The following is a 23,844-nucleotide window of genomic DNA, read 5'->3' on the forward strand; positions in this document are numbered from 1 at the left end:
TCACGGCGACCCTCGCGAAATTTTCAGAAACGGCCGATCCTGTTGAAGATGGCCGGGTCCATGCCAAGCTTTTGCAAATCGTCAGCGCGCGGCTTGCGGCCGGCTTCCACGGCGCGCGACGCGGCGACGGCGCTGCCAAATGTGGTGAAGAGATCGCCCAGGGCGGAAAATAGTCTGCGGTTGCTCATGATTTTGTCCTTTCGCGCGCCACCGCGCGCTGCTTCTGTTCGTGTCGTGGCTAACAAATAAGAGCGCCCTGCCGGCTCTCACAGGGGGATTGCCGCATGGGGGCCATGCGCCTGGAGCAATGCTGAAGCTGTCAGGGCTTTTGCCGGCTCGCCACGGCGGGCTGTCGGTAGCTAATCAAGTTGTCCGGTTTGGTAGCACATTGTTTGTCCGCTTCTGTTTTGCGTCGAAGCGGTTCACGCGGCTTGCCTGATGCGGCAAGTTTCTTCGATTACGGTGCCGTCCGGCGTGTATCGAGCAATGCGGCGCGGCCCATGGAAGACCGCAAGCGTCCCATCCGGATAGTGCCTGATCTTGACCGTGGCTTTGACGAAGTGATGTCGGATCGGGCTGTGCGGCAGCTGCAATCGCAGTCGCGCGAAGGCGACCGTGTTGTCGCGGGCAACGACGCGCTCCTCCTCGATGCACAGGATCTGGGACAGTTGCTGCGGGTCGACGGCAACAAAGGCGCTGTCTTCAACCGCGGCCGGCCTGGCGAAGCGGGCATTGTGAGCCGGCAGATAGGTCTGTGCGATGAAGCGGTTGGCGACCTGGATATCCGCAATGCCGGCCAGGGCCAGTTCCTTGGGCAACCGATCCTGCAAGGTCGCGAACATCCGCTCGGAGCGCCCCCTGGCTTCGGGCGAATAGGCCGGGATATGCTCGATGCCCAGATGCCGCAGCGCCCGTCCGACTTGGGTCAGCCGGCTCTTGTCGACCGCCTCGCCGGCCTTGAGCGTGACGAAATAATGGCTGCCACGATCGGTGTAGAGGCTTGACGGCAATCCCTTGGCGACAAAGGTCTCCAGAAGTCCCTGAAAGCTCGACGCCGTGCCTTCCTCCCAATCAGGAAGGCCGAATAGATCGTGCTCGTCGCGTCGTCCATCGTCACGATCAGGTCGAGCATAGGCTGGCTGTCCAACCAGGCATGCCGGCTGCCATCCTGATGCAGCATCATCCCCTCGCACGGCTTCCTTTCGCGCTTGCGCCGGTGAGCACCGCGCCGCTTGGCCCGTTCAACCAAGCCTGCCGCGTGAAGCTGCGTCTTGATGAAGGTATAGCCCCAGCTGAAGTTGTGATCGCGCAGCAGGTGCTCGTGGAAATGCTTCACATTCCAGCCAAGGTAGCGATGACGATAAAGCTCCAGCATCTCCTCGATCGCTTCCGCAGGCACCCGACGGGTCGAAAGCTTGCCTAACCGTCGATCGAGCAACCCAGCTTCCCCAGCCTCTTCATAGCGGTCGCGGTAACGCCGGAATTGCCGCTCCGACATCCCCAACAACTCACCAGCCTCCAGCATCGAAAGATCGCCGCCATTCCAACGGCTCAAAACGTCCCGAAACTTCTGCATTCTCCGGCCCTGTAGCCATGCCGTCCGTCTCATCCTCAGCCTCCAGCGGGCTGACAATAAAACCGGACAACTCATGTGCTACCTAATCCGGACAACTCATCTGCTTACGACAGCTCGCCACGGCGGGCTTGAAACACCGGCCATGTTCGTTTATATCAGCCTCAAATTCTTGGTCGGTATGACGAAGAGTGGGTCCACCCGGTCCCGCTCTTTTTTATTACCTGCCGATAGGGTCGAAACGAACGACAGGCAATTGATGACTGCAACGGCAAGCGAAGGTGACGACCGCATCATCCGCGAAAGCGGTATCGATGCGCGCATTGCGCTGATCGTCCAGCCGGTGCTGCGCGGCATCGGCTTTCGCCTCGTGCGCGTGCATCTGTCCGGCCAGAACGGGCTGACGCTGCAGATCATGGCCGAGCGCGAGGACGGCACCATGACCGTCGAGGATTGCGAAGAGGTCAGCCGCGCGGTGTCGCCGGCGCTCGATGTCGATGATCCGATCGAAAAGGCGTATCATCTCGAAGTCTCTTCGCCCGGCATCGACCGGCCGTTGGTGCGCAAATCGGATTTCGTGACCTGGACCGGTCATCTGGTGAAGATGGAAACATCAGTCATCGTCGCCGATCGCAAGCGCTTCAAGGGCAAGATCGCCGAAGCCGGTGAGAACGATGTGCTGATCGAGCGCGACAAGGCGGCCTATGGCGAGGAGCCGACGGTGCGCGTGCCCTACGACGCGATTGCCGAAACCCGGCTGATCCTGACCGACGACCTCATCCGCGATGCGTTGTCGAAGGACAACAGGGCGCGCAAGGAAGCCAAGAAACGTCGCGGCGAGCCGGATGACGACGTGCCCGAGGGTGCGGAAGCGGACGCCACGGAAGAACACGAACAGGAAATTTGATTGAGCTGCCGGGCGCAAAGGTCCGGCAAACAGGCTCGGGAGAAAAATCATGGTTGTAAGCGCCAACAGACTTGAACTGCTGCAGATTGCCGACGCGGTCGCGCGTGAAAAGTCCATCGACAAGTCGATCGTCATCGCCGCCATGGCCGATGCGATCCAGAAGGCGGCGCGCTCGCGTTATGGCCAGGAAACCAACATCCGCGCCGACATCAACCCCAACACCGGCGAGATGAAGCTGCAGCGGCTGATGGAAGTGGTCGAAAAAGTCGACGACTATGCCACGCAGATCGCCATTTCCTCGGCCCGCGAGCGCAATCCCGACGCCCAGCTCGGCGACTTTATCGCCGAACAGCTGCCGCCGATGGATTTCGGCCGCATCGCCGCCCAGTCGGCCAAGCAGGTCATCGTGCAGAAGGTGCGCGAGGCCGAACGTGACCGTCAGTATGACGAATACAAGGACCGCATCGGCGAGATCGTCAACGGCACCGTCAAGCGCGTCGAATATGGCAATGTCATCGTCGATCTCGGCCGTGGCGAGGCCATTATCCGCCGCGACGAGCTGATCCCGCGCGAGAACTACAAGTATGGCGACCGCGTCCGCGCCTATGTCTACGACGTGCGCCGCGAGCAGCGCGGCCCGCAGATCTTCCTGTCGCGCACCCATCCGCAGTTCATGGCCAAACTCTTCACCATGGAAGTGCCGGAGATCTATGACGGCATCATCGAGATCAAGTCGGTCGCCCGCGACCCGGGTTCGCGCGCCAAGATCGCCGTCATCTCGCGTGATTCCTCGATCGATCCGGTCGGAGCCTGCGTCGGTATGCGCGGCAGCCGCGTCCAGGCCGTCGTCGGCGAATTGCAGGGCGAGAAGATCGACATCATTCCGTGGTCGCCCTCGGCCGCCTCCTTCATCGTCAATGCGCTGCAGCCGGCGGAAGTCGCCAAGGTCGTGCTCGACGAAGACGCCGAGCGCATCGAAGTGGTGGTTCCCGACGATCAGCTGTCGCTGGCCATCGGCCGCCGCGGCCAGAATGTGCGTCTCGCCTCGCAGCTCACCGGCTGGGATATCGACATCCTGACCGAGGCCGAGGAATCCGAGCGCCGCCAGAAGGAATTCGTCGAGCGCTCGGCGCTGTTCATGGAAGCCCTCGACGTCGACGAGATGGTCGGCCAGGTGCTGGCCTCCGAAGGCTTCACCAGCGTCGAGGAAGTCGCCTATGTCGACGCCGGCGAGATCGCCTCGATCGACGGCTTTGACGAAGACACCGCTTCCGAAATCCAGACCCGTGCCCGCGAATATCTCGAAAAGATCGAGGCCGAGCACGACGACAAGCGCAAGGCGCTGGGCGTCAAGGACGAACTGCGCGAAATCCCCGGCATCACCACCGCCATGATGGTGACGCTCGGCGAGGACGGCGTGAAGACGATCGAGGATTTCGCCGGCTACGCCGCCGACGACCTGACCGGCTGGAAGGAACGCAAGGACGGCGAGACCAAGGTCTATCCGGGCGTGCTGGCCAATCATGGTGTTTCGCGCGCCGACGCCGAACAGATGGTGCTCAACGCCCGTCTCAAGGCCGGCTGGATTTCCGAGGACGAGCTTGCGGCCGAAGAAGTATCGGCTGACGAAGCCGTTGGTGCGTGAGGTGAAACCGCATCGCACACAACCCGCCCTTGGACGAGATGAACGATCGCACCTGCATCGTTACCCGCAAGCAGGCCGAACCGGATGAACTGATCCGGTTCGTCGTCGGCCCGGATTCGGCCGTCGTTCCCGATCTCAAGAGAAATCTGCCCGGCCGCGGTTGCTGGGTGAGTGCCGATCGCCTACATATCGACAAGGCGGCGGCCAAGAACCTTTTTGCCCGCGCCTTCAAGGCACAGGTGGTCGTGCCGCCGGATCTTGGCGGCATGGTCGACGGGCTGCTCTCCAGATCCGCTCTGGGCATGCTGGGTCTCGCTCGCAAGGCAGGCGCAATTTCTCTTGGTGCCACCAAGGTTGAGAGTGCCGTGCGCAGCGGGCTGGCGCTTTTCGTGCTTCACGCGGCCGAAGCGTCGGACGATGGCGTGCGCAAGATCAGCCAGGCGCGGCGGGCGACCGTCCATATTGGCGGCCCTTCCATCCTTGCCTACAAACTTTTCTCCGAGGCCGAGTTGAGCTTGGCATTGGGGGGCACAAATGTGATACATGCTGCCGTCCTCGCGGGAGACGCGGGTAAGGCGGTCCAGAAGCGCATGGTTGCGCTCGACCGATATCGGGGCGGTACCCCGGACGATCTGGCAATGCTTGCGGCCGTTGCTGACGAAGATGAGCCCGCAGAGGATATGGAATGAGCGATACGAAATCGGGCGACGACAAGACGTTGAGTGTTACACCGAAGAAGACCTTGACGCTGAAGCGCCCCGGCATGGAACAGGGCACCGTGCGCCAGAACTTCTCGCATGGCCGTACCAAGTCGGTCGTGGTCGAGACCAAGAAGCGCAAATTCTCCCTGCCCGGCGACAAGCCGGAGCCGGTGGCCGCTACCCCTGTGCCCGTCTTCACGCCGAAGCCGCCGGTTGCCGCGGCACCTGTCGTGCAGGAAGCGCCCAAGGCGCCGCCTCCGCCTCCCCCGCCGGCTCCGGTCGAGCGCAGCGGCATGGTGCTGAACGAGCTGTCGCGCAGCGAAATGGAAGCCCGCCGCAGGGCGCTCGAGGGCTCGAAGGTCCGCGAGGTCGAAGACCGTCAGCGCGCCGCCGAAGAGGCCAAGCGCCGGGCCGAGGACGAAGAGCGCCGCAAGCGTGAGCGCGAAGAATCCGCGCGCCGCCAGGCCGAGGAAGAGGCACGGTTGCAGGCCGAGGCCGAATCGCGCCGTCGCGCCGAGGAAGAGGCACGCCGTCGTGCGCCGCTGGCCGCCGAGCTGGCAACCGCGGACGAAGAAGAAGAGGTCAAGCCGAAGCGGACCGGCGCCGGTGCACCGGTGCGCCGCCTGGTCACGCCCGAAGTGGCGCGTCCGGCCAAGCCGACCAAGGGCGAAGAAGACCGCCGCCGTGGCAAGCTGACGCTGAATTCCGCGCTTTCCGACGAGGATGCGCGGGCCCGTTCGCTGTCGTCGATGCGTCGCCGCCAGGAGAAGTTCAAGCGCGCTATGCACAATGAGCCGCGCGAGAAAGTCATGCGCGAAGTGATCCTGCCCGAGACCATCACCATCCAGGAACTGGCGCAGCGCATGTCCGAACGTGCGGTCGATGTGGTCAAGTTCTTCATGAAGCAGGGCCAGATCCTGAAGCCGGGCGACGTCATCGACGCCGACACGGCCGAGCTGGTCGCCACGGAATTCGGCCACACGGTCCGCCGCGTCGCCGAGTCCGACATCGAGGAAGGCCTGTTCAACATCGCCGACAATGCCGAGGACCTGGTGTCGCGTCCGCCGGTCGTCACCATCATGGGCCACGTCGACCACGGCAAGACCTCGCTGCTCGATGCCATCCGCAATGCCAATGTCGTCTCCGGCGAGGCCGGCGGCATCACCCAGCATATCGGTGCCTATCAGGTCGAGAAAAACGGCCAGAAGATCACCTTCATCGACACGCCCGGCCACGCCGCCTTCACGGCGATGCGCGCCCGCGGCGCCCAAGCCACCGACATCGCCATTCTGGTGGTGGCGGCCGATGACAGCGTCATGCCGCAGACGATCGAATCGATCAGCCACGCCAAGGCGGCCGGCGTTCCGATCATCGTGGCGATCAACAAGATCGACAAGCATGATGCCGATCCGCAGAAGGTGCGCTCCGAACTGCTGCGCCATGAGGTCTTCGTCGAATCGATGGGCGGTGAAGTGCTGGACGTCGAAGTGTCGGCGACCAAGGGCACCAATCTCGACAAGCTGCTCGAGGCTATCCTGCTGCAGGCCGAAATCCTCGACCTGAAGGCCAATCCGGACCGTACCGCCGAAGGCGTCGTCATCGAGGCGCAGCTCGACAAGGGCCGCGGTCCCGTCGCAACCGTGCTGGTGCAGACCGGCACGCTGATGCCGGGCGACATTCTTGTCGCCGGCAACGAATGGGGTCGGGTGCGCGCGCTGGTCAACGATCGCGGCGAGCAGATCAAGGAAGCGCCGCCGGCAATGCCGGTCGAGGTGCTCGGCCTTCAGGGAACCCCGCAGGCTGGCGACCGTTTCGCCGTGGTCAACAACGAGGCCCGCGCCCGCGAGATCACCGAATACCGCCAGCGTCTGGCGCGCGAGAAGGCGGTGGCCAAGCATGCCGGCCAGCGTGGCTCGCTCGAACAGATGATGTCGCAGTTGCAGACGAGCGGGTTGAAGGAATTCCCGCTGGTCATCAAGGGCGACGTGCAGGGTTCGATCGAGGCGATCAACGCCGCACTCGACAAGCTCGGCACCGACGAGGTGCGTGCGCGCATCGTTCACGCCGGCGCCGGCGCCATCACCGAAAGCGACGTCTCGCTGGCGGAAACGTCTGGTGCGGCGATCATCGGCTTCAACGTCCGTGCCAACGTGCAGGCACGTGCCGCGGCTGCGGCCGCGGGCATCGAGATCCGCTATTACTCGATCATCTATAACCTCGTGGATGATGTGAAAGCGGCTCTGTCGGGCCTGCTGTCGCCGGAGCGTCGCGAGACCTTCATCGGCAACGCCGAGATCCTCGAGATATTCGACATCACCAAGGTCGGCAAGATCGCCGGCTGCCGTGTCACCGAAGGCAAGGTCGAGCGTGGTGCAGGCGTGCGCCTGATCCGCGACAACGTCGTCATCCACGAAGGCACGCTGAAGACGCTGAAGCGCTTCAAGGACGAGGTTTCGGAAGTCCCCGGCGGCCAGGAGTGCGGCATGGCCTTCCAGAACTACGAGGACATGCGCGTCGGCGACATCATCGAGTGCTTCCGCGTCGAGATGGTGACCCGGACACTCTGAGTTCGCGTGACCTGTCCATGCCAGGCGGTGGTCGAAAGACCGCCGCCTGGAGTTTATTGTGAAATTACGCATCGTGCTTTCGAAACCGAATTCGATTTCGGGCCGATGCGTTGACATGTGAGACATGCGGCACGGTCCCATCCCGCGCCTCACGCTTTCAGGATTGAGAACAATGCCCCGTCCAACCACATCCAGCCCGTCCCAGCGTATGCTGCGCGTTGCCGAACAGGTGCGCCACGCGCTCTCCGAAACCTTGCAGCGCGGCGAGATCATCGATCCGCTGATCGAAAATACTGTTGTGTCGGTCTCGGAAGTACGCATGTCGCCCGACCTGAGGGTTGCCACCGCTTTCGTCTCGCCGCTGGGCGCCAAGGACACCGACGCGGTTGTCGAGGCGTTGAACAAGCATGCGAAATTCGTCCGTGGCCGCGTCTCTGGCGCTCTGCGGCAGATGAAGTTCATGCCGGAGTTCCGCTTCAAGCTCGACACCTCCTTCGACAATTTCGCCAGGATCAACGATCTGCTGAAGTCGCCCGAAGTGGCACGCGATCTCGATGCGGACGACGACAAGGCCGTAGACGACAGGGCCAAAGACGACAAGGACAGCGAATAATGGGACGCCGCGGCAAGAAGAAGGGCCGGCCGGTTTCCGGCTGGGTGGTGCTGGACAAGCCGGTCGGCATGGGCTCGACCGAGGCCGTGTCCAAGATCAAATGGCTGTTCCAGGCGGAAAAGGCCGGCCATGCCGGCACGCTCGATCCGCTGGCTTCCGGCATGCTGCCGATCGCGCTCGGTGAAGCCACCAAGACCGTTCCCTATGTGCAGGATGGCGCCAAGATCTATCGCTTCACCGTTGCCTGGGGGCAGGAGCGCTCCACCGACGATCTTGAAGGGCCGGTGACCAAGAGCTCCGACCTCCGCCCGGCGGAAGCCGAGGTCAAGGCGCTGCTGCCGAAATACACCGGCGTCATCATGCAGACGCCGCCGCAATTCTCGGCCATCAAGATTGCGGGCGAACGCGCCTACGACCTCGCCCGCGAAGGCGAGACGGTCGACATTCCCGCGCGCGAGATCGAGATCGGGCGCTTGGATGTCATCGAGCACCACGCCGACCACACCATTTTCGAGATCGAATGCGGCAAGGGCACCTATGTGCGCTCGCTGGCCCGCGACATGGGCCGCGACCTCGGCTGCTTCGGTCATATCAGCGAATTGCGCCGGGTCGAGGTCGAGCCGTTCACGCCTGAGGATTTCGTCACCATCGCCGAACTCGAGGCGGCACGCTTCGGCACGCAAGATGAGGCCAAGCCGGAGCCTGCCGACGACGCCGATGCGATTGACGTGCCGGTAGACTTTGGCGCGATCGACGCGCTTCTGGTCGATACCTCGGCGGCTCTCGACTGCCTGCCGCAGATCGCCATCAGCGATGATGCGGCTACAAAGATCCGCCTCGGCAATCCGGTCATCATTCGTGGCCGCGATGCGCCTGTCGAGGCGGAAGAAGCCTGTGCCACGGCCCGCGGCAAGCTGGTAGCCATCGGTGCGATCGAACAAGGCATGTTCAAGCCCAAGCGGGTCTTTGCCGGGTGACGGCTCTCGCCTAATTTCAGCTGGACGTTACACTCGAGGGGCACATGGCAAAGGCCGAGGCGGTGAAAAAGCGGACGCCGGTGAAGACGCGGCGGCCACCGGTCGGCGCCTCGCCGGGCACGCTGATCGCCGACCCGGCGGCGCGGCGCAGCGAGCTCAGGCTGACGCTGATTTCGCCCGAAAAATTCAAGACCATCGACAATGCCAGCATCGACGATCTCAATACCCATTGCGACAAATGGCCGGTCGTCTGGCTGGACTGCACCGGGCTCGCCAACATCCAGCTGATCGAGGAGATCGGCCGGATCTTCAACCTGCATCCGCTGGCCCTGGAAGATGTCGTCAACACCGGCCAGCGGCCCAAGGTCGATTTCTTCGAGGATCACGCCTTCGTCGTCGTGCGCATGATCGACGACATTACAGCCCATCGCTACGAGCAGATCGCCATGTTCTTCGGCAAGAATTTCGTCGTCACTTTCCAGGAGCGCGAGGGCGATCCCTTCGACCCGGTGCGTAAACGCATCGAGAGTTCCGCGCCCAACCGGTTGCGGGCCCGCGGCGCCGACTATCTCGCCTACGCGCTGATCGATGCCATCGTCGACAGCTATTTTCCGCCGATCGAAGCGGCAGGCGACCTGGTCGACGGTATCGAGGACGAGATGCTGCATTCAACGCACAAGCATCAGATGCGGCAACTGCACGAATTGCGGCGCGACGCCAATGTGCTGAAGGGCGTGCTGTGGCCGATGCGCGATGCCGTGGCGACGCTGATCCGCAACGATGTGCCCTATGTAAAGGCCGAGACCAAAATCTTCCTCAACGACACGCTCGACCACACGCTGCGGCTGATCGAACTGGTCGAGACCCAGCGCGACATGCTGACCGGCCTGATCGAGATGCATCTGTCGCTGAGCCAGGCGCGAACCAACGACGTCATCAGCTATCTCACCATCGTCTCGGTCATCTTCATGCCGCTCACCTTCCTGGTCGGTGTCTGGGGCATGAATTTCAGTCCCGACGCCTCGCCATGGAACATGCCGGAGCTGCGGGCCTACTACGGTTATCCCGCATCGCTCCTGTTCATGGCTGTTGTCGCGATCGGCTTGATTGCCTTCTTCAAATGGAAGAAATGGCTCTAACGCCGGTAAAACTGGCCATTTCGGGCTGAAAAGCCGGCTTTGTGAATTGGGCTGGTGTTTTCCCGGGAATTGCACTATATGCGCCGCAGCATAGCGCCACGACGCTTTGCTTGCACCGGCCCCTGCTGGACGACATCCCGGCTGAGGGCGACCCGTTTCCTCAAACAGATAAGGAAAAACACGATGTCGATTACTGCTGAGCGCAAAAAGGAATTGATGGGTGAATTCGCAACCGCCAAGGGCGATACCGGGTCTCCGGAAGTCCAGGTGGCCATCCTTTCCGAGCGCATCAAGAACCTGACCGACCATTTCAAGGACCACAAGAAGGATAACCATTCCCGCCGTGGTCTGCTCGTCTCTCGTGTCCCAGCGCCGCAGCCTGCTTGATTATCTCAAGCGCAAGGACGACGCGCGCTATCAGACACTGATCGAGAAGCTCGGTCTGCGCCGTTGACGAATTGACCGGCGGGCTCTCTTAAGGAGTCCGCCGGTCGCGCATTTGAGCCCCGGACCAATCCGATCTCGAATGCAGGAGTGGAGCGCCGCGCACCCATCCGGATGCCGGACGGACGCTCCAAAAAGTGAATTTGCGTATGACGCGTTCCGCAAGCCGTGGGTTTCGGTGTCATGCGCAGGCCGATCGATCGATTGGCCATATCCGGCTTAGAGCGTGCAGAGGGCCACTCGAAGCCACCCATGGACGGTCATGGGGCAGGATTGCAGGACGCTCGTATGGCCACCGTGCCGATGAAACCCGAGCCTCCCGTTGTCTTGCCCGTGGCTGCCCGAGAAAGGAAGCCAGAGGAAAGGGCACCCGCGCACGCTGAAACGGCGCGGCCCTTCCTCATATAAAGGACAAGACATGTTCAATCAGCACAAAGTGGAAATCGAATGGGGCGGCCGCCCGCTCATCCTCGAAACCGGCAAGATCGCGCGTCAGGCTGACGGCGCGGTGCTCGCCACCTACGGCGAGACCAAGGTTCTGGCCACCGTCGTTTCGATGAAGGAGCCCAAGCCCGGCCTCGATTTCTTTCCGCTGACCGTCAACTACCAGGAAAAGACCTATGCCGCCGGCAAGATCCCGGGCGGCTACTTCAAGCGGGAAGGCCGTCCGAGCGAAAAGGAAACGCTGGTTTCGCGCCTCATCGACCGCCCGATCCGTCCGCTCTTCGCCGACGGCTACAAGAACGACACCCAGATCGTCGTCACCGTTGTCCAGCATGACCTTGAGAATGATCCGGACATCCTGTCGATCGTCGCCACCTCCGCCGCGCTGACGCTGTCGGGCGTTCCGTTCATGGGTCCGGTCGGCGGCGCGCGCGTCGGCTACATCAACGGCGAATACGTTCTCAACCCGCACATCGACGAGATGCAGGAGTCCAAGCTCGACCTCGTCGTCGCCGGCACCGCCGACGCCGTGCTGATGGTTGAGTCGGAAGCCAAGGAACTTGGCGAAGAGCTGATGCTCGGTGCTGTCATGTTCGGACACAGGGGCTTCCAGCCGGTCATCGACGCCATCATCAAGCTGGCCGAAGTTGCCGCCAAGGAGCCACGCGACTTCACCGCGCCGGACTATTCCGCGCTTGAAGCAGAGATGCTGAAGATCGTCGGCGACGAGCTTCGTGAAGCCTACAAGATCACCGACAAGCAGAAGCGCTATGCCGCCGTCGACGCCGTCAAGGCGAAGGTCAAGGCAGCCTATGCTCCGGCCGAAGGCGAAGACGCCAAGTACACCTCCGAGCAGATCGGTTCGGTGTTCAAGGAACTGCAGGCCAAGGTCGTGCGCTGGAACATCCTCGACACCGGCTCGCGCATCGATGGCCGCGACCTGAAGACGGTTCGCAAGATCGTCTCGGAAGTCGGCGTCCTGCCGCGCACCCATGGTTCGGCGCTGTTCACCCGCGGCGAGACCCAGGCGCTGGTCGTTGCCACGCTCGGCACCGGCGAAGACGAGCAGTATGTCGATTCGCTGACCGGCATGTACAAGGAGAAGTTCCTCCTTCACTACAACTTCCCTCCCTACTCCGTCGGTGAGACCGGCCGCATGGGTTCGCCGGGTCGCCGCGAAATCGGCCACGGCAAGCTCGCCTGGCGCGCCATCCGTCCGATGCTGCCGAGCGCTGACCAGTTCCCCTACACGCTGCGTGTCGTCTCGGAGATCACCGAGTCCAACGGTTCGTCCTCGATGGCCACTGTCTGCGGCACCTCGCTGGCGCTGATGGATGCCGGCGTGCCGCTGGCCAAGCCCGTTGCCGGTATCGCCATGGGCCTGATCAAGGAAGGCGAGCGCTTCGCGGTTCTGTCCGACATCCTGGGTGACGAAGATCACCTCGGCGACATGGACTTCAAGGTTGCCGGCACCGCCAACGGCATCACCTCGCTGCAGATGGACATCAAGATCGAGGGCATCACCGAGGAGATCATGAAGATCGCGCTGGACCAGGCTAAGGATGGCCGCCAGCATATCCTCGGCGAAATGGCGCATGCCCTGACCGGCGCCCGCCCCGAACTCGGCGAGTTCGCGCCGCGCATCGAGGTCATGCACATTCCGACCGACAAGATCCGCGACGTCATCGGTTCGGGCGGCAAGGTCATCCGCGAGATCGTCGAGAAGACCGGCGCCAAGATCAACATCGAGGACGACGGCACGGTCAAGATCGCTTCCTCGAACGCCAAGGAGATCGAGGCGGCGAAGAAGTGGATCCACACCATCGTCGCCGAGCCGGAAGTCGGCGAGATCTACGAAGGCACGGTCGTCAAGACCGCCGACTTCGGCGCTTTCGTCAACTTCTTCGGCCCGCGTGACGGTCTCGTCCACATCTCGCAGCTCGCCAATGAGCGCGTTGCCAAGACCTCCGACGTCGTCAAGGAAGGCGACAAGGTCTGGGTCAAGCTGATGGGCTTCGACGAACGCGGCAAGGTTCGCCTGTCGATGAAGGTCGTCGACCAGGCCACCGGCAAGGAAATCGTCCGCGACAAGAAGGCCGAAGGCGAAGAAGACGCCGCCTGAGTGGTCTGACACGGAAGTCGAAACGGGCGCGGCTGATGTCGCGCCCGTTTTCGTTTGGAAGGTAGAGGGAATGTCCGCTGAAGCGCTGAAGACGCTTTTCCACCCGTTCGAGGCCGAGGCGCTTGCCTTGCCGCGCAAGAGTGAGCGCATTCTCTTTCTCGGGGCCGAGCCAGGCCTGCGCCCGCCGCACGGTTTCGAGGCCGGGCTAAATCTCGTACAAGGCTTCCGGCCGCATTTCCGCGCTTTGCAGGCGGCGGGCTTCACGGTCACGCCGACAACCGAGGGCGACGGTTTTGATGCCGCGCTGGTGCTCGCCGGCCGTCATCGCGGCCAGAACGAACTGCGTATCGCCGAGGCCCTCGAGCGCGTGGCACCGGGCGGACTGGTCGTCATTGCCGGCGGCAAGGACGATGGCATTGCCAGCCTGCGCAAGCGCATCGACGAGCTTGTGCCCCTCGACGGTCACATGCCGAAACATCACGGCATCGCCTTCTGGCTGCGCCGCCCGGCGGATATGCAGGCCGCCACGGCACTTCGTGCCGCCAACCCGGCGCAATTGGTCGAGGGCCGGTTCCACACCGAACCCGGCATGTTCTCCTTCGATCGCGTCGATGCCGGTTCGAAGCTTCTGGTCGACAATCTGCCCGGTGATCTGCGCGGCAGTGCGGCCGATTTCTGCGCCGGCTGGGGCTATGTGGCGGCTGAGATGGCTGCCCGTTCGTCAGGCCTGTCGGCCCTTGATCTCTACGAGGCCGATTTCGATGCGCTGGAGGCAGCCAAGGGCAACCTCGGCAACACCGTGGCGCAAGGCTTCTTCTGGACGGATCTGCTCGCCGAGCCTGTCGAGCGGCGCTACGACGTCATCGCCATGAACCCGCCCTTTCACCGCAGCCGTGCAGCGGAGCCGGAGATCGGTGCCGGCATGATCCGCGCGGCGGCCAAGGCGTTGAAGCCCGGTGGCAGGCTGTTCATGGTCGCCAACCGCCAGCTTCCCTATGAGTCCGTGCTGTCGGCCGCCTTTGCCAGCCACGCGGAACTCGCCCGCGACGGCATGTTCAAGGTGTTTTCCGCTCGGCGCTGAAGCGATGCGTATCGCCGTTCAGTGCAGGTTGGCGACGCGCCTGACCTCGTCTGTGGCATGCGCGTCGCCGAGCCTGAACTTGAGCGGCGCCGGCCGGCCGAACAGGTAGCCCTGCACCACCTCGCAGCCGGCGGCCCGCAGCAGCGTCGCCTGGCTTTCGGTCTCGACGCCTTCGGCAATGATGCTGACGCCGAGTGCGCGCGAAAGTCCGACAATGGTCGAGACGACGGCGCCGGAGCTGGAATCCGTATCGATGCGGCTGACGAAGGAACGGTCGATCTTCAGCTTGCCGAACGAGAAATCGATCAGATAGCTGAGGTTCGAATAGCCGGTGCCGAAATCATCGACGGCAACCGAGATGCCCATCTCGGCAAGCTCTTTCAGGATGGCGGCCGCGCGGTCGCGGTCCTGCATCATCGCCGTTTCGGTGACTTCCAGCTCCAGCCGCGACGGCTTGATGCCGGTGGCCCGCATCGTGTCGCGCACGATGCCGACGAAGTCCTTGGTCATGAACTGGACCGGCGAGATGTTGACGGCGACGAAGCAGTCGTCCGGCAAATGGCGGGCGTCGCTGCAGGCCTTGCGCAGAACCCATTCGCCGATCGGGTTGATCATCCCGGTTTCCTCGGCGATCTGGATGAACTCCATCGGCGGGATCATGCCGCGTTCGGGATGGTTCCAGCGGATCAGCGCTTCATAGCCGATGATACGGCCGGTCGGCAGGTCGAGCTGCGGCTGATAGTGGAGGTCGAAATCTCCGCGTTCGAAGGCGGTGTGCAGTTCGGATTCGACCCATTGGCGATGATCGGCGACACGCCCCATCTCGCTGTCGAACACCGACCAGTTGCCGACGCCGCTGGCGCGCGCATGCTGCAGCGCCAGATTGGAGCGGCGCAGGATAAGGACCGGATCGACGCCATCCTTGGGCATGGCCACGATACCCACCGACAGGCTCACCGACTGCTGATGGCTGCTGAGTTCATAGGGCTCCATCAACTCGTCGATGAGCCTTTCGACCATGCTTTCCATCGTTCCCTGGATCTGATGATCCGGAAGCAGCACCGCGAACTCGCCGGCGCCGATGCGCCTGATCAGGGCGCGTGCGGGCACACTCTCTTGCAGCCGCTTGGTGAAGGCGCGGATCAGCTCGTCGCCCTGGCTATAGCCGATCGCGTCGTTGATCTGCTTGAACCGGTCGATGTCGATGTCGATCAGGAACACCGGTTCCCCGGTTCGGCTTGTCGCGCATGCCGCCTCGGCGATCTTGCCGACCATCGCAGGGCGCGCCAAGAGTCCTGTCAGCTTGTCGAAATGGGTCTCGTTGAAGACGAAATCCGCCGATTCATCGATACCGGCGAAGAAGGACATTGCCGCCACCGAAGCCGCCAGCGCGCAAAGCGCGGCCATGATCGCGACCATCATATCAACCGATATGCCGGCAAACCCGTCGCCGAGACCGTGCTTCAGGCCCCAGATGCCGAGCACGAAACTGCCAATGCCCGAACTTGCTATCGTGAGCAGTCGGAACACCGGTGTTCGCTTCGGGTTGCTAACGGCAGACATTCAAAGGTCCCCAGATTGCGGGACTCTATAGCGGAAATCTTCTTAAAATGAGTTTCCGCGAATGCGTCCAATTTTACTGGAGAAGATTTATTTCGTTACTGGAAAAGCGCCATTTCTCCGAAACGGTTGCCCAAAGCGTGTCGCCTTGATCCGTTTTAGGGCTGGTTAGCCATCCGTCTGCTTCAATTCATCGAGCGTCGGCATCGAGACGATGTGATAGCCGGAATCGACATAGTGGATTTCACCGGTGACGCCGGAGGCGAGGTCGGACAGCAAATAAAGCGCCGAGCCGCCGACCTCGTCGATGGTCACGGTGCGACGCAGCGGCGAGTTGCGCTGCTGGTAGGAAAACATGTGGCGGGCGTCCGAAATGCCGGCGCCGGCGAGCGTGCGCACCGGTCCTGCCGAGATGCCGTTCACCCGGATGCCGCGCGGACCGTAGTCGTTGGCAAGGTAGCGCACGCTGGCCTCGAGGCCGGCCTTGGCGACGCCCATGACATTGTAGTTCGGCATGACGCGGACCGAGCCGGCATAGGTCAGCGTGATCATCGAGCCGCCTTCCGTCATCAGCGGCGCGGCGTTGCGGGCCACTTCGGTGAAGGAGTAGCAGGAGATCACCATGGTGCGGACGAAATTGTCCCGGCTGGTGTCGGCGTAAAGGCCCTTCAACTCATTCTTGTCGGAAAAGCCGATGGCATGGACGACGAAGTCCAGCCCGCCCCATTCCTTGCCAAGCGTCTCGAAGGTGGCGGCGACCGAAGCGCTGTCCTCGACATCGCAGGGAACGACCAGCGAGGCGCCCAGTCTGTCGGCGAGCGGCTTGACCCGCCGGCCGAAGGCCTCGCCCTGGTAGGTGAAGGCGAGCTCCGCGCCATGTTGGGACAATTTCTGCGCGATGCCCCAGGCGATCGAATGATCGTTGGCGACACCCATGACAAGCCCGCGCTTGCCCTTCATCAATCCGTCCATGGCTGGCAATCCTTTTAGAAAAAACGCTGGCCTTATGCGGAGTAGCGCTGGAAAACGAGCGTCGCGTTGGTGCCACCGAAACCGAACGAATTAGACAAAACGGTGTCGATCTTGGCGTTGTCTATGCGCTTGCGCACGATTGGCATGCCCTCGAATTCAGGGTCGAGTGTCTCGATATGCGCGCTTTCGCCGATGAAGCCGCCTTGCATCATCAGGATCGAATAGATCGATTCCTGCACGCCGGCCGCGCCCAGCGAATGGCCGGTCAGCGATTTCGTCGAGGTGATGAACGGCATCTTCTCGCCGAACACCTCGCGGATGGCGCCCATTTCCTTGGAATCCCCGACTGGCGTCGAGGTGCCGTGGGTGTTGATGTAGTCGACCGGCGTGGTCACAGTCGCCAGCGCCTGGCGCATGCAGCGGACCGCGCCTTCGCCGGAGGGTGCCACCATGTCGTAGCCATCCGAGGTCGCGCCGTAGCCGACGATCTCGGCGTAGATCTTGGCGCCGCGCGCCTTGGCATGCTCCAGCTCTTCCAGCACCAGAACGCCGGCGCCGCCGGCGATGACGAAGCCGTCGCGATTGACGTCATAGGCGCGCGAAGCGGCGGAAGCCCGGTCATTGTACTTCGACGACATGGCGCCCATAGCGTCGAACAGGTCCGACATCGTCCAGTCGAGATCCTCGTGGCCGCCGGCAAAGACGATATCCTGCTTGCCCCACTGGATCAGCTCGTAGCCATTGCCGATGCAATGCGCCGAGGTCGAGCAGGCCGACGAAATCGAGTAGTTGACGCCGTGGATCTTGAACCATGTGGCCAACGTCGCCGAGGCCGTCGACGACATTGCCTTTGGCACCGCAAAGGGGCCGATGCGCTTGGGGCTGCCGTTCTTCAGCGTGGTTTCGGCCGCCTCGACGATGGTGCGGGTCGAGGGGCCGCCCGAGCCCATGACGATGCCGGTGCGCTCATTGGTGATGTCGCTTTCGCCGAGGCCGGCATCGGCGATCGCCTGATCCATGGCGACGTGGTTCCAGGCAGCGCCTTGGCTCAGGAAGCGCATCGCACGGCGATCTATCATGGCCGATGGGTCGAGCGTCGGTGCGCCCCAGACCTGGCAACGGAAGCCATGCTCGGCGAAGGAATCGGAAAAGCTGATGCCGGATCTGGCGTCATGCAGCGAGGTCTGCACCTCGTTGGCATTGTTGCCGATCGACGACACGATGCCGAGGCCTGTGACTACGACACGTCTCATTCGCAACTCCTTCCAGGGATGCTGGCCAGTGGGCAGGCCAAGGCTGCGGTCAAGCGACCGCCGACTGCTTGGACAGACCGACCTTCAGGTCCGTCGCCGCATATATGGGCTCGCCATCCGCCTTCATCCAGCCATCGGCGATGCCCAGAACCAACCGGCCGCGCATCACGCGCTTGAAATCCACGCCATACTCGACCTTCTTGACCGATGGTGTGACCATGCCCTTGAACTTGACCTCGCCGGTCGACAGCGCCATTCCCTTGCCGGGCTCGCCGAGCCAGCCAAGGTAGAAGCCGGTCAACTGCCACAAGGCGTCGAGGCCGAGGCATCCTGGCATGATCGGATTGCCGATGAAATGGCAGGCAAAGAACCACAGGTCCGGCTTGATGTCGAACTCCGCACGGATGAAGCCCTTGTCGAAAGCGCCGCCGGTCTCGCTGATCTCGGTGATACGGTCGAACATCAGCATGGGCGGGTAGGGCAGCTGGGCGTTGCCCTCTCCGAACAGCTCGCCGCGGGCGCAGGCCAGCAATTCTTCGTAGTCGTAGCTGGATTTACCCGCCATCAATCTCGTCCCCATATCGTCCGGGCGGTAGCGCGCCCTTGTCGTTGGTGTCCTAACACAATCTGTTTCAGGCCGGAAACCGGCGTTTGCGCTTAACCCGCAAGTCTGCCCGGGTCAATGCGCGCTATTGATCGCTTTCGGACGACAGAATATATGTCAACAGGGGTCCGGTTTCGGCAGACGTTCATTTTTTTGCCATTCTGGGCGTGTCTTGAAGCGGGACTGCGAGCTTGGAAGACCAGATGGACCGGGGCTGCCGGAAGGAAAATGTCGCTGTGGACAAGCGGGTACGCGAAGCCGGCCTGAGGCCGACGCGGCAGCGCATCGCGCTGGCCGACCTGCTTTTCGCCAAGGGCGATCGCCATCTCTCGGCCGAGGAATTGCATGAGGAGGCGCTTGCCGCCGGCGTGCCGGTGTCGCTGGCCACCGTCTACAACGCGCTCCACCAGTTCACCCAGGCGGGACTGCTGCGCATCCTCGCCGTCGAGGGCGCCAAGACCTATTTCGACACCAACACCTCCGACCACCACCATTTCTACATTGAAGGCGAAAACCGGATTTTCGATATCGAAAGCGGCCCGGTGACCGTCTCCAACCTGCCGCCGCCTCCGGAAGGCATGGAGATCGCCAATGTCGACATCGTGGTGAGGCTGCGCCCCAAGCGTCAGGAAGGGCCGGCGAGGCCGGAACAATCGGCCGGGCCAGAATAATCTGTCGGGCCAAAATAATCTGTCGGGGATGAAGCCTCTCGACCTGATCATCCGGCTCGAGTGGGCTGCCGTGGCCGCGGTCGCTGTCGTCTTCTACGCTTCGTCAGGCGTTTCCTGGTGGCTCTTCGCGGTGCTGATCCTGGCGCCGGACCTGTCGATGTTCGGTTGTCTCGCAGGGCCGCGCATCGGCGCCATCGCCTACAACGCCCTGCACATCCTCATCGTACCGGTGCTGCTGCTGCTCGTCGGCTACCTGTCCGGTCATACGGTCGCCATCGCGGTCGCACTGATCTGGATCGCCCACATCGCCATCGACCGTGCGCTGGGCTATGGCCTGAAACTGTCAACCGGCTTTCAGGACACCCACCTCGGCCGTATCGGGCGCAAGCGCAACGACCTCAGTCCTTGACCCGCTCGCCGGGATAGGCGCCCCAGACCGCTGCCTGGGCAAGCCAGCCGGTGTGGCCGTCAAGCGTCATTTCGCACCACTGGCCGTCGCAGGACTTGATCGTGCCCATGACGCCAGGCTCGACGATCGCCACCACACGGGCATCCTTGTCGGGACTTTTCATAAGATTGATCTGGGCACCCTTGCCGCGCTGCCAGGGCGCGATGATTGCGGTGCGCCGGCCCGACAGCAGCGACTGGTTGATCCAGCCTTCCGAGCCGTCGGCATCGCGCACGCGGCGCCAGGTATCGAATTCCTGGATGATCTCCATGGGCAGGCCGGCCTTCATATACATCCAGTCGACCGAGTAGTTGGCGCCGGGGCCGACGCGCGAGTTGACGCGGCCGGATTTCAGGCTGACGAATCGCGGCAATGGCAGACCGCTCGGCCCGAGCGTGACGGCGCTCTGGGCGGGTGCGGCCGCGCTCTGTGCCGCGGCAAGCGGGGAATAGAGGAGAGCGCCGAGCAATGCTGCGCTGAGGGTCAGGCGAAGCGACGCGAAACCAGACACTTTCGTTCCTTTCGGCGCTTGCCTCTCGGCCTCGGCGCCCCTTTTTCTTTGTCTTCGGCGGCACCGCTTGTTACATGGGTAAATCGGCTACCGCGACCGGCTTTCAGTTTCGCCGGTCTTGGTTAAAGAGGTCTCAACGAGGGAAACAATGGCAGGCAAAAAGAAGCCTCTCGTGGTCATCACGCGAAAGCTGCCCGACCCGGTCGAGACCCGCATGCGCGAGCTGTTCGACGCCAGGCTGAATGTCGAGGACCGGCCGATGACGCAGCCGGAACTGGTTGCGGCGGTCAAGGAAGCCGACGTGCTGGTGCCGACAGTGACCGATCACATCGACGCGGCGCTGATCGCCCAGGCCGGCGACAACCTCAAGCTGATCGCCAATTTCGGCAACGGTGTCGACAAGATCGATGTGGCGGCGGCGGCCAAGAAGGGCATCACCGTCACCAACACGCCCAATGTGCTGACCGAAGACACCGCCGACATGACCATGGCGCTGATGCTGGCGGTGCCGCGCCGGCTGGCGGAAGGCGCCAACGTGCTCACCGGCGACAAGAAATGGGCCGGCTGGTCGCCGACCTGGATGCTCGGCCGGCGCATCTGGGGCAAGCGGCTCGGCATTGTCGGCATGGGCCGCATCGGCACCGCCGTTGCCAGGCGGGCCAAGGCCTTCGGCCTTTCCATCCACTACCACAACCGCCACCGCGTATTGCCGGCGGTCGAGGACGAGCTGGAGGCGACCTATTGGGAGAGCCTTGACCAGATGCTGGCCCGCATGGACATCATCTCGGTCAATTGTCCTTCGACGCCGGCGACCTTTCATCTCTTGTCGGCGCGGCGGTTGGCGCTGCTGCAGCCCACGGCCTATATCGTCAACACCGCGCGCGGCGACATCATCGACGAGGATGCGCTGGTCAAGCTGATCCAGGACGGCAAGCTCGCCGGCGCCGGCCTCGACGTCTACGAGCATGAGCCGGCGCTCAATGCCAAGCTGCTCAAGCTCGCCGCCAGGCACAAGGTCGTGCTTTTGCCGCATATGGGCTCGGCGACGCTCGAAGGCCGCATCGACATGGGCGAGAAGGTGATCATCAACATCCGGGCATTTGTTGACGGCCACCGCCCGCCCGACCGCGTACTGCCGCTCAGAATCTGACGCCCCGCCGTCATTCAGATGGAAGAAGAAGCTTACGAAAGAGCCTTGCGCATGGTGATCGAGGTCGGCCTGGCGTAGCCTTCATGCGCGGTCCGCTCGGTCTCGTGAAAGCCGAGGCGGGCAAAGGCGGCGTGATTGCCGGTGAGCTCGATCCGGGTCTGCAGCTCCAGCGCCGCCTTGCCGTGGTCGAGCGCGAGAATTTCGACTGCCCGAATCAGCCGTCGGCCAATACCTTGCCCCTGGCAGTCCGGGGCGACGGCGAGCTTGCCGACATAAAGGTCGTCGGCCCTCTCGAGAGCAAAGACGCAGCCGACGATCCTGTCGCCGTCGAGGGCCACGAAACCGGTCTCCCGCCCGGCCTTGTCGCGCAGTGTGTCGACGGTGAGCAGGTGGGCCGAGGATGGCGGGTCGATGATCCCGTCCATGAAGGCGAAGGCACGCATGATCAGCGCAAGCACCTCGTCCCAGCGGCCGAAATCGGCCGGAATGCGGTCGATGGAGAGAGGTACGGTCCGCTCCAAGGTCAGCGCCTGGCGTAGCGGATCGTTTCGAAGCGCGCGGCGAGCGCATCGTAGAGCAGCAGACGGCCGATGAGCGGCTCGCCGATGCCGGTGATCAGCTTGATCGCCTCCATCGCCTGCAGCGTGCCGACGACGCCGGTCAGCGCGCCAAGCACCCCGGCCTCGGCGCAGGACGGCACCAGGCCCGGCGGCGGGGCTTCGGGAAAGAGGTCGCGATAGCCAGGATTCGGCTTGCCATCCTTGCCGTCCTCGAAAGGCTTCAGCACCGTCACCGAGCCGTCGAAGCGGCCGACGGCGGCATGCACCAGGGGTTTGTGCGCGCTTGCACAGGCATCGGCCACCGTATAACGGGTCTCGAAATTGTCGGACCCGTCGACGGTGATGTCATAGCGGGCGACGAGGGCAGGGGCGTTATCCGCGCTCAGCCGGAATGTGTGCGTCTCCACTGCGGTGTTGGGATTGATGCGGGCGATTGCCGCCCTGGCGCTGTCGGTTTTCAGCATGCCGATCGTATCGGTGCCGTGGATGACCTGGCGCTGCAGATTGGAGAGCGACACGGTGTCGTCATCGACGATGCCGAGCGTGCCGACGCCCGCCGCCGCAAGATATTCGAGCACCGGCGCGCCCAGCCCGCCAGCGCCGATCACCAGGACCCGGGCTTGCTTGAGCCTCTGCTGGCCCGCGCCGCCGACCTCGGGCAGCACGATGTGGCGGGCATAGCGTTCGATCTCGTCGGTGGTGAGCGTGGTGGTCATATCAGGACCATATAGCGGCCGAAAAACCTTGTCAGGCGTCTTCGGTTGGCCCAACCGTGCCGTGGTCGACCGTCAGGAACTGTGCACGCCCCTTGAGGCTGGAAAACAGCGCCGCATCGGTCCCCGTCATGAACGCCTGACAGTTCAATTCCTCCAGGATCGAAAACAGCGCTGCCCGCCGCCCGCTGTCGAGATGGGCGGCAATTTCGTCGAGCAGCAGGATCGGCGTCATGCCCGACATCTCGCCGGTCAGCCGGGCATGCGACAGGACGATGCCGACCAGCAGCGCCTTCTGCTCGCCGGTCGAGCAGAGCTCGGCCGGCATCGCCTTGGGCCTGTGCCTGACCAGGAGATCGGAACGGTGCGGGCCTTCGAGCGTGCGTCCCGCGGCACGATCACGATCACGGCCACCGGCAAGCGCCCGGCGAAACCGCTCCTCTACATCGACCGCCGGCGCGGTGGAAACCTCGGCCTCCAGATCGCCCGAAAGGCTGATGTCGGCCTGCGGGAACGGTCCCGTGTCGGGCAGCCTGTCGATCATGGCGGCGAGCAGGCGCACCAGTTCGGCGCGCGCCGCTGCAATGGCGACGCCGGTTTCGGCCATCTGCGTCTCGATCGCCTCGAACCAGCTGATATCCCGCGAGCCCTCGGTAAGCAGACGATTACGGCCGCGCATCGCCTTTTCGTAGTCGAGAGCACGCTGGCCGTGGCCCGGATCGATCGCCAGCACCAGCCGGTCGAGAAAGCGCCGGCGGTCCGCGGCCGGTCCGGTGAACAGCGCATCCATGGCCGGCGTCAGCCACACCACGCGCAGCCATTCCAGCATCTCCTCGGCCGAGCGGGCAGTCGCGCCATTGATGCGAACCCGCCGCCCGCCTTCGCCCTCGCCAACCGAAATCCCCGTGCCGATCTCGATCTGGCCGTCGGGTCCGTCGAGCCGGGCGTGCAATGCAAAGCCGCCGTCGCCGCCCTCGCGCGCGACATCGGCATAAGGGGCACGGCGCAGCCCGCGCCCGGGCGTCAGCAAGGAAATCGCTTCGAGGAGGTTGGTTTTGCCGGCGCCATTGTCGCCGGAAAACACCACGGCGCCCGGGGCGAGATCGATCGCCAGCGCCGCATAATTGCGGAAATTAGTAAGTGTTAGCTTACTTATATGGATTTGTCCCGGCAACCGCTATCCGCCTGT

The 23,844-nt window shown here is 63.3% G+C and carries 23 protein-coding genes and 1 pseudogene; 13 read left to right on the forward strand and 11 right to left on the reverse strand.

What is annotated here, in order from left to right; translation table 11 throughout:
* Positions 1–23: 23 nt before the first annotated feature.
* From HB778_RS19090 to HB778_RS19100, 3 genes are all read right to left on the reverse strand, one after another.
* Complete coding sequence (locus HB778_RS19090; protein WP_183456052.1) at positions 24–188, reverse strand: hypothetical protein; 165 nt, start codon at positions 186–188, stop codon at positions 24–26.
* 234 nt (positions 189–422) lie between these two features.
* Positions 423–1,010: a hypothetical protein gene (locus tag HB778_RS19095; protein WP_183456054.1), complete on the reverse strand. Its 588-nt coding sequence runs from the start codon at positions 1,008–1,010 to the stop codon at positions 423–425.
* The gene (locus tag HB778_RS19100) at positions 926–1,576 is read right to left on the reverse strand and encodes a helix-turn-helix domain-containing protein (RefSeq protein ID WP_183456056.1); all 651 of its coding nucleotides are present in this window, start codon (positions 1,574–1,576) and stop codon (positions 926–928) included. Before HB778_RS19100 ends, HB778_RS19095 begins: the two co-directional genes overlap by 85 nt.
* 256 nt (positions 1,577–1,832) lie before the next feature.
* Here HB778_RS19100 and rimP point away from each other — a divergent pair, with 256 nt between their 5' ends.
* The 10 genes and pseudogenes from rimP (at position 1,833) to HB778_RS19150 (ending at position 14,213) form a co-directional block, all read left to right on the forward strand.
* A complete protein-coding gene (rimP, locus tag HB778_RS19105; protein ID WP_183456058.1) occupies positions 1,833–2,480 on the forward strand; it encodes a ribosome maturation factor RimP in 648 nt (215 codons plus the stop codon).
* 49 nt (positions 2,481–2,529) lie between these two features.
* A complete protein-coding gene (gene nusA / locus HB778_RS19110) occupies positions 2,530–4,125 on the forward strand; it encodes a transcription termination factor NusA (protein ID WP_183456060.1) in 1,596 nt (531 codons plus the stop codon).
* Between the two features lie 38 nt (positions 4,126–4,163).
* Complete coding sequence (locus tag HB778_RS19115; RefSeq protein ID WP_183456062.1) at positions 4,164–4,814, forward strand: RNA-binding protein; 651 nt, start codon at positions 4,164–4,166, stop codon at positions 4,812–4,814.
* Complete coding sequence (gene infB, locus HB778_RS19120) at positions 4,811–7,393, forward strand: translation initiation factor IF-2 (RefSeq protein WP_183456064.1); 2,583 nt, start codon at positions 4,811–4,813, stop codon at positions 7,391–7,393. Before HB778_RS19115 ends, infB begins: the two co-directional genes overlap by 4 nt.
* A 172-nt stretch (positions 7,394–7,565) precedes the next feature.
* Complete coding sequence (gene rbfA / locus HB778_RS19125) at positions 7,566–8,006, forward strand: 30S ribosome-binding factor RbfA (RefSeq protein WP_183456066.1); 441 nt, start codon at positions 7,566–7,568, stop codon at positions 8,004–8,006.
* A complete protein-coding gene (truB, locus tag HB778_RS19130; protein WP_183456068.1) occupies positions 8,006–8,983 on the forward strand; it encodes a tRNA pseudouridine(55) synthase TruB in 978 nt (325 codons plus the stop codon). The genes rbfA and truB overlap by 1 nt, the downstream gene beginning before the upstream one ends.
* 44 nt (positions 8,984–9,027) lie before the next feature.
* Positions 9,028–10,122: a magnesium/cobalt transporter CorA gene (gene corA, locus HB778_RS19135; RefSeq protein WP_183456070.1), complete on the forward strand. Its 1,095-nt coding sequence runs from the start codon at positions 9,028–9,030 to the stop codon at positions 10,120–10,122.
* Between the two features lie 183 nt (positions 10,123–10,305).
* Positions 10,306–10,576: pseudogene (gene rpsO / locus HB778_RS19140) on the forward strand (30S ribosomal protein S15).
* A 408-nt stretch (positions 10,577–10,984) separates the two neighbouring features.
* The gene (pnp, locus tag HB778_RS19145) at positions 10,985–13,132 is read left to right on the forward strand and encodes a polyribonucleotide nucleotidyltransferase (protein WP_095198377.1); all 2,148 of its coding nucleotides are present in this window, start codon (positions 10,985–10,987) and stop codon (positions 13,130–13,132) included.
* Between the two features lie 70 nt (positions 13,133–13,202).
* On the forward strand, positions 13,203–14,213 hold the full coding sequence (locus tag HB778_RS19150; protein ID WP_183456072.1) for a class I SAM-dependent methyltransferase: 1,011 nt from the start codon (positions 13,203–13,205) through the stop codon (positions 14,211–14,213).
* 18 nt (positions 14,214–14,231) lie between these two features.
* Here the strand turns inward: HB778_RS19150 and HB778_RS19155 are convergent, their stop codons facing one another.
* The 4 genes from HB778_RS19155 to fabA form a co-directional block, all read right to left on the reverse strand.
* Positions 14,232–15,776: a putative bifunctional diguanylate cyclase/phosphodiesterase gene (locus HB778_RS19155; protein WP_183456074.1), complete on the reverse strand. Its 1,545-nt coding sequence runs from the start codon at positions 15,774–15,776 to the stop codon at positions 14,232–14,234.
* A gap of 165 nt (positions 15,777–15,941) precedes the next feature.
* Entirely contained in the window at positions 15,942–16,745 is an 804-nt protein-coding gene (gene fabI, locus HB778_RS19160; RefSeq protein ID WP_183456076.1) for an enoyl-ACP reductase FabI, read from the reverse strand.
* Positions 16,746–16,777: 32 nt separating this feature from the next.
* Positions 16,778–17,998: a beta-ketoacyl-ACP synthase I gene (gene fabB, locus HB778_RS19165; RefSeq protein WP_095198373.1), complete on the reverse strand. Its 1,221-nt coding sequence runs from the start codon at positions 17,996–17,998 to the stop codon at positions 16,778–16,780.
* A gap of 49 nt (positions 17,999–18,047) precedes the next feature.
* Complete coding sequence (fabA, locus tag HB778_RS19170; protein WP_010913332.1) at positions 18,048–18,563, reverse strand: 3-hydroxyacyl-[acyl-carrier-protein] dehydratase FabA; 516 nt, start codon at positions 18,561–18,563, stop codon at positions 18,048–18,050.
* A 242-nt stretch (positions 18,564–18,805) separates the two neighbouring features.
* Between fabA and irrA the strand changes: the two genes are divergently transcribed.
* Positions 18,806–19,273 (forward strand): iron response transcriptional regulator IrrA, encoded by a 468-nt coding sequence (gene irrA, locus HB778_RS19175; protein WP_183456078.1) that lies wholly within the window; start codon positions 18,806–18,808, stop codon positions 19,271–19,273.
* 28 nt (positions 19,274–19,301) lie between these two features.
* Positions 19,302–19,682: a DUF4260 domain-containing protein gene (locus HB778_RS19180; protein ID WP_183456080.1), complete on the forward strand. Its 381-nt coding sequence runs from the start codon at positions 19,302–19,304 to the stop codon at positions 19,680–19,682.
* Here HB778_RS19180 and HB778_RS19185 read toward each other — a convergent pair.
* Complete coding sequence (locus tag HB778_RS19185; protein ID WP_183456082.1) at positions 19,672–20,232, reverse strand: SH3 domain-containing protein; 561 nt, start codon at positions 20,230–20,232, stop codon at positions 19,672–19,674. The two genes, HB778_RS19180 and HB778_RS19185, sit on opposite strands and share 11 nt — an antisense overlap.
* A gap of 148 nt (positions 20,233–20,380) precedes the next feature.
* On the opposite strand from HB778_RS19185, the gene HB778_RS19190 reads away from it, so the two are divergent.
* Positions 20,381–21,382: a 2-hydroxyacid dehydrogenase gene (locus HB778_RS19190; RefSeq protein WP_183456084.1), complete on the forward strand. Its 1,002-nt coding sequence runs from the start codon at positions 20,381–20,383 to the stop codon at positions 21,380–21,382.
* A gap of 32 nt (positions 21,383–21,414) precedes the next feature.
* On the opposite strand, the gene HB778_RS19195 is transcribed toward HB778_RS19190, so the two are convergent.
* The 3 genes from HB778_RS19195 to recF are packed head-to-tail and all read right to left on the reverse strand — an operon-like array spanning position 21,415 to position 23,829.
* Complete coding sequence (locus HB778_RS19195; protein WP_183456086.1) at positions 21,415–21,903, reverse strand: GNAT family N-acetyltransferase; 489 nt, start codon at positions 21,901–21,903, stop codon at positions 21,415–21,417.
* Between the two features lie 2 nt (positions 21,904–21,905).
* Positions 21,906–22,658 carry a molybdopterin-synthase adenylyltransferase MoeB gene (locus HB778_RS19200; protein ID WP_183456087.1) on the reverse strand — a complete coding sequence of 251 codons (753 nt, stop codon included), beginning with the start codon at positions 22,656–22,658 and terminating at the stop codon, positions 21,906–21,908.
* 31 nt (positions 22,659–22,689) lie between these two features.
* The gene (recF, locus tag HB778_RS19205) at positions 22,690–23,829 is read right to left on the reverse strand and encodes a DNA replication/repair protein RecF (protein ID WP_183456089.1); all 1,140 of its coding nucleotides are present in this window, start codon (positions 23,827–23,829) and stop codon (positions 22,690–22,692) included.
* Positions 23,830–23,844: the final 15 nt, after the last annotated feature.

The sequence above is a fragment of the Mesorhizobium huakuii genome (assembly GCF_014189455.1).
Taxonomy (GTDB): Bacteria; Pseudomonadota; Alphaproteobacteria; order Rhizobiales; family Rhizobiaceae; genus Mesorhizobium; species Mesorhizobium huakuii_A.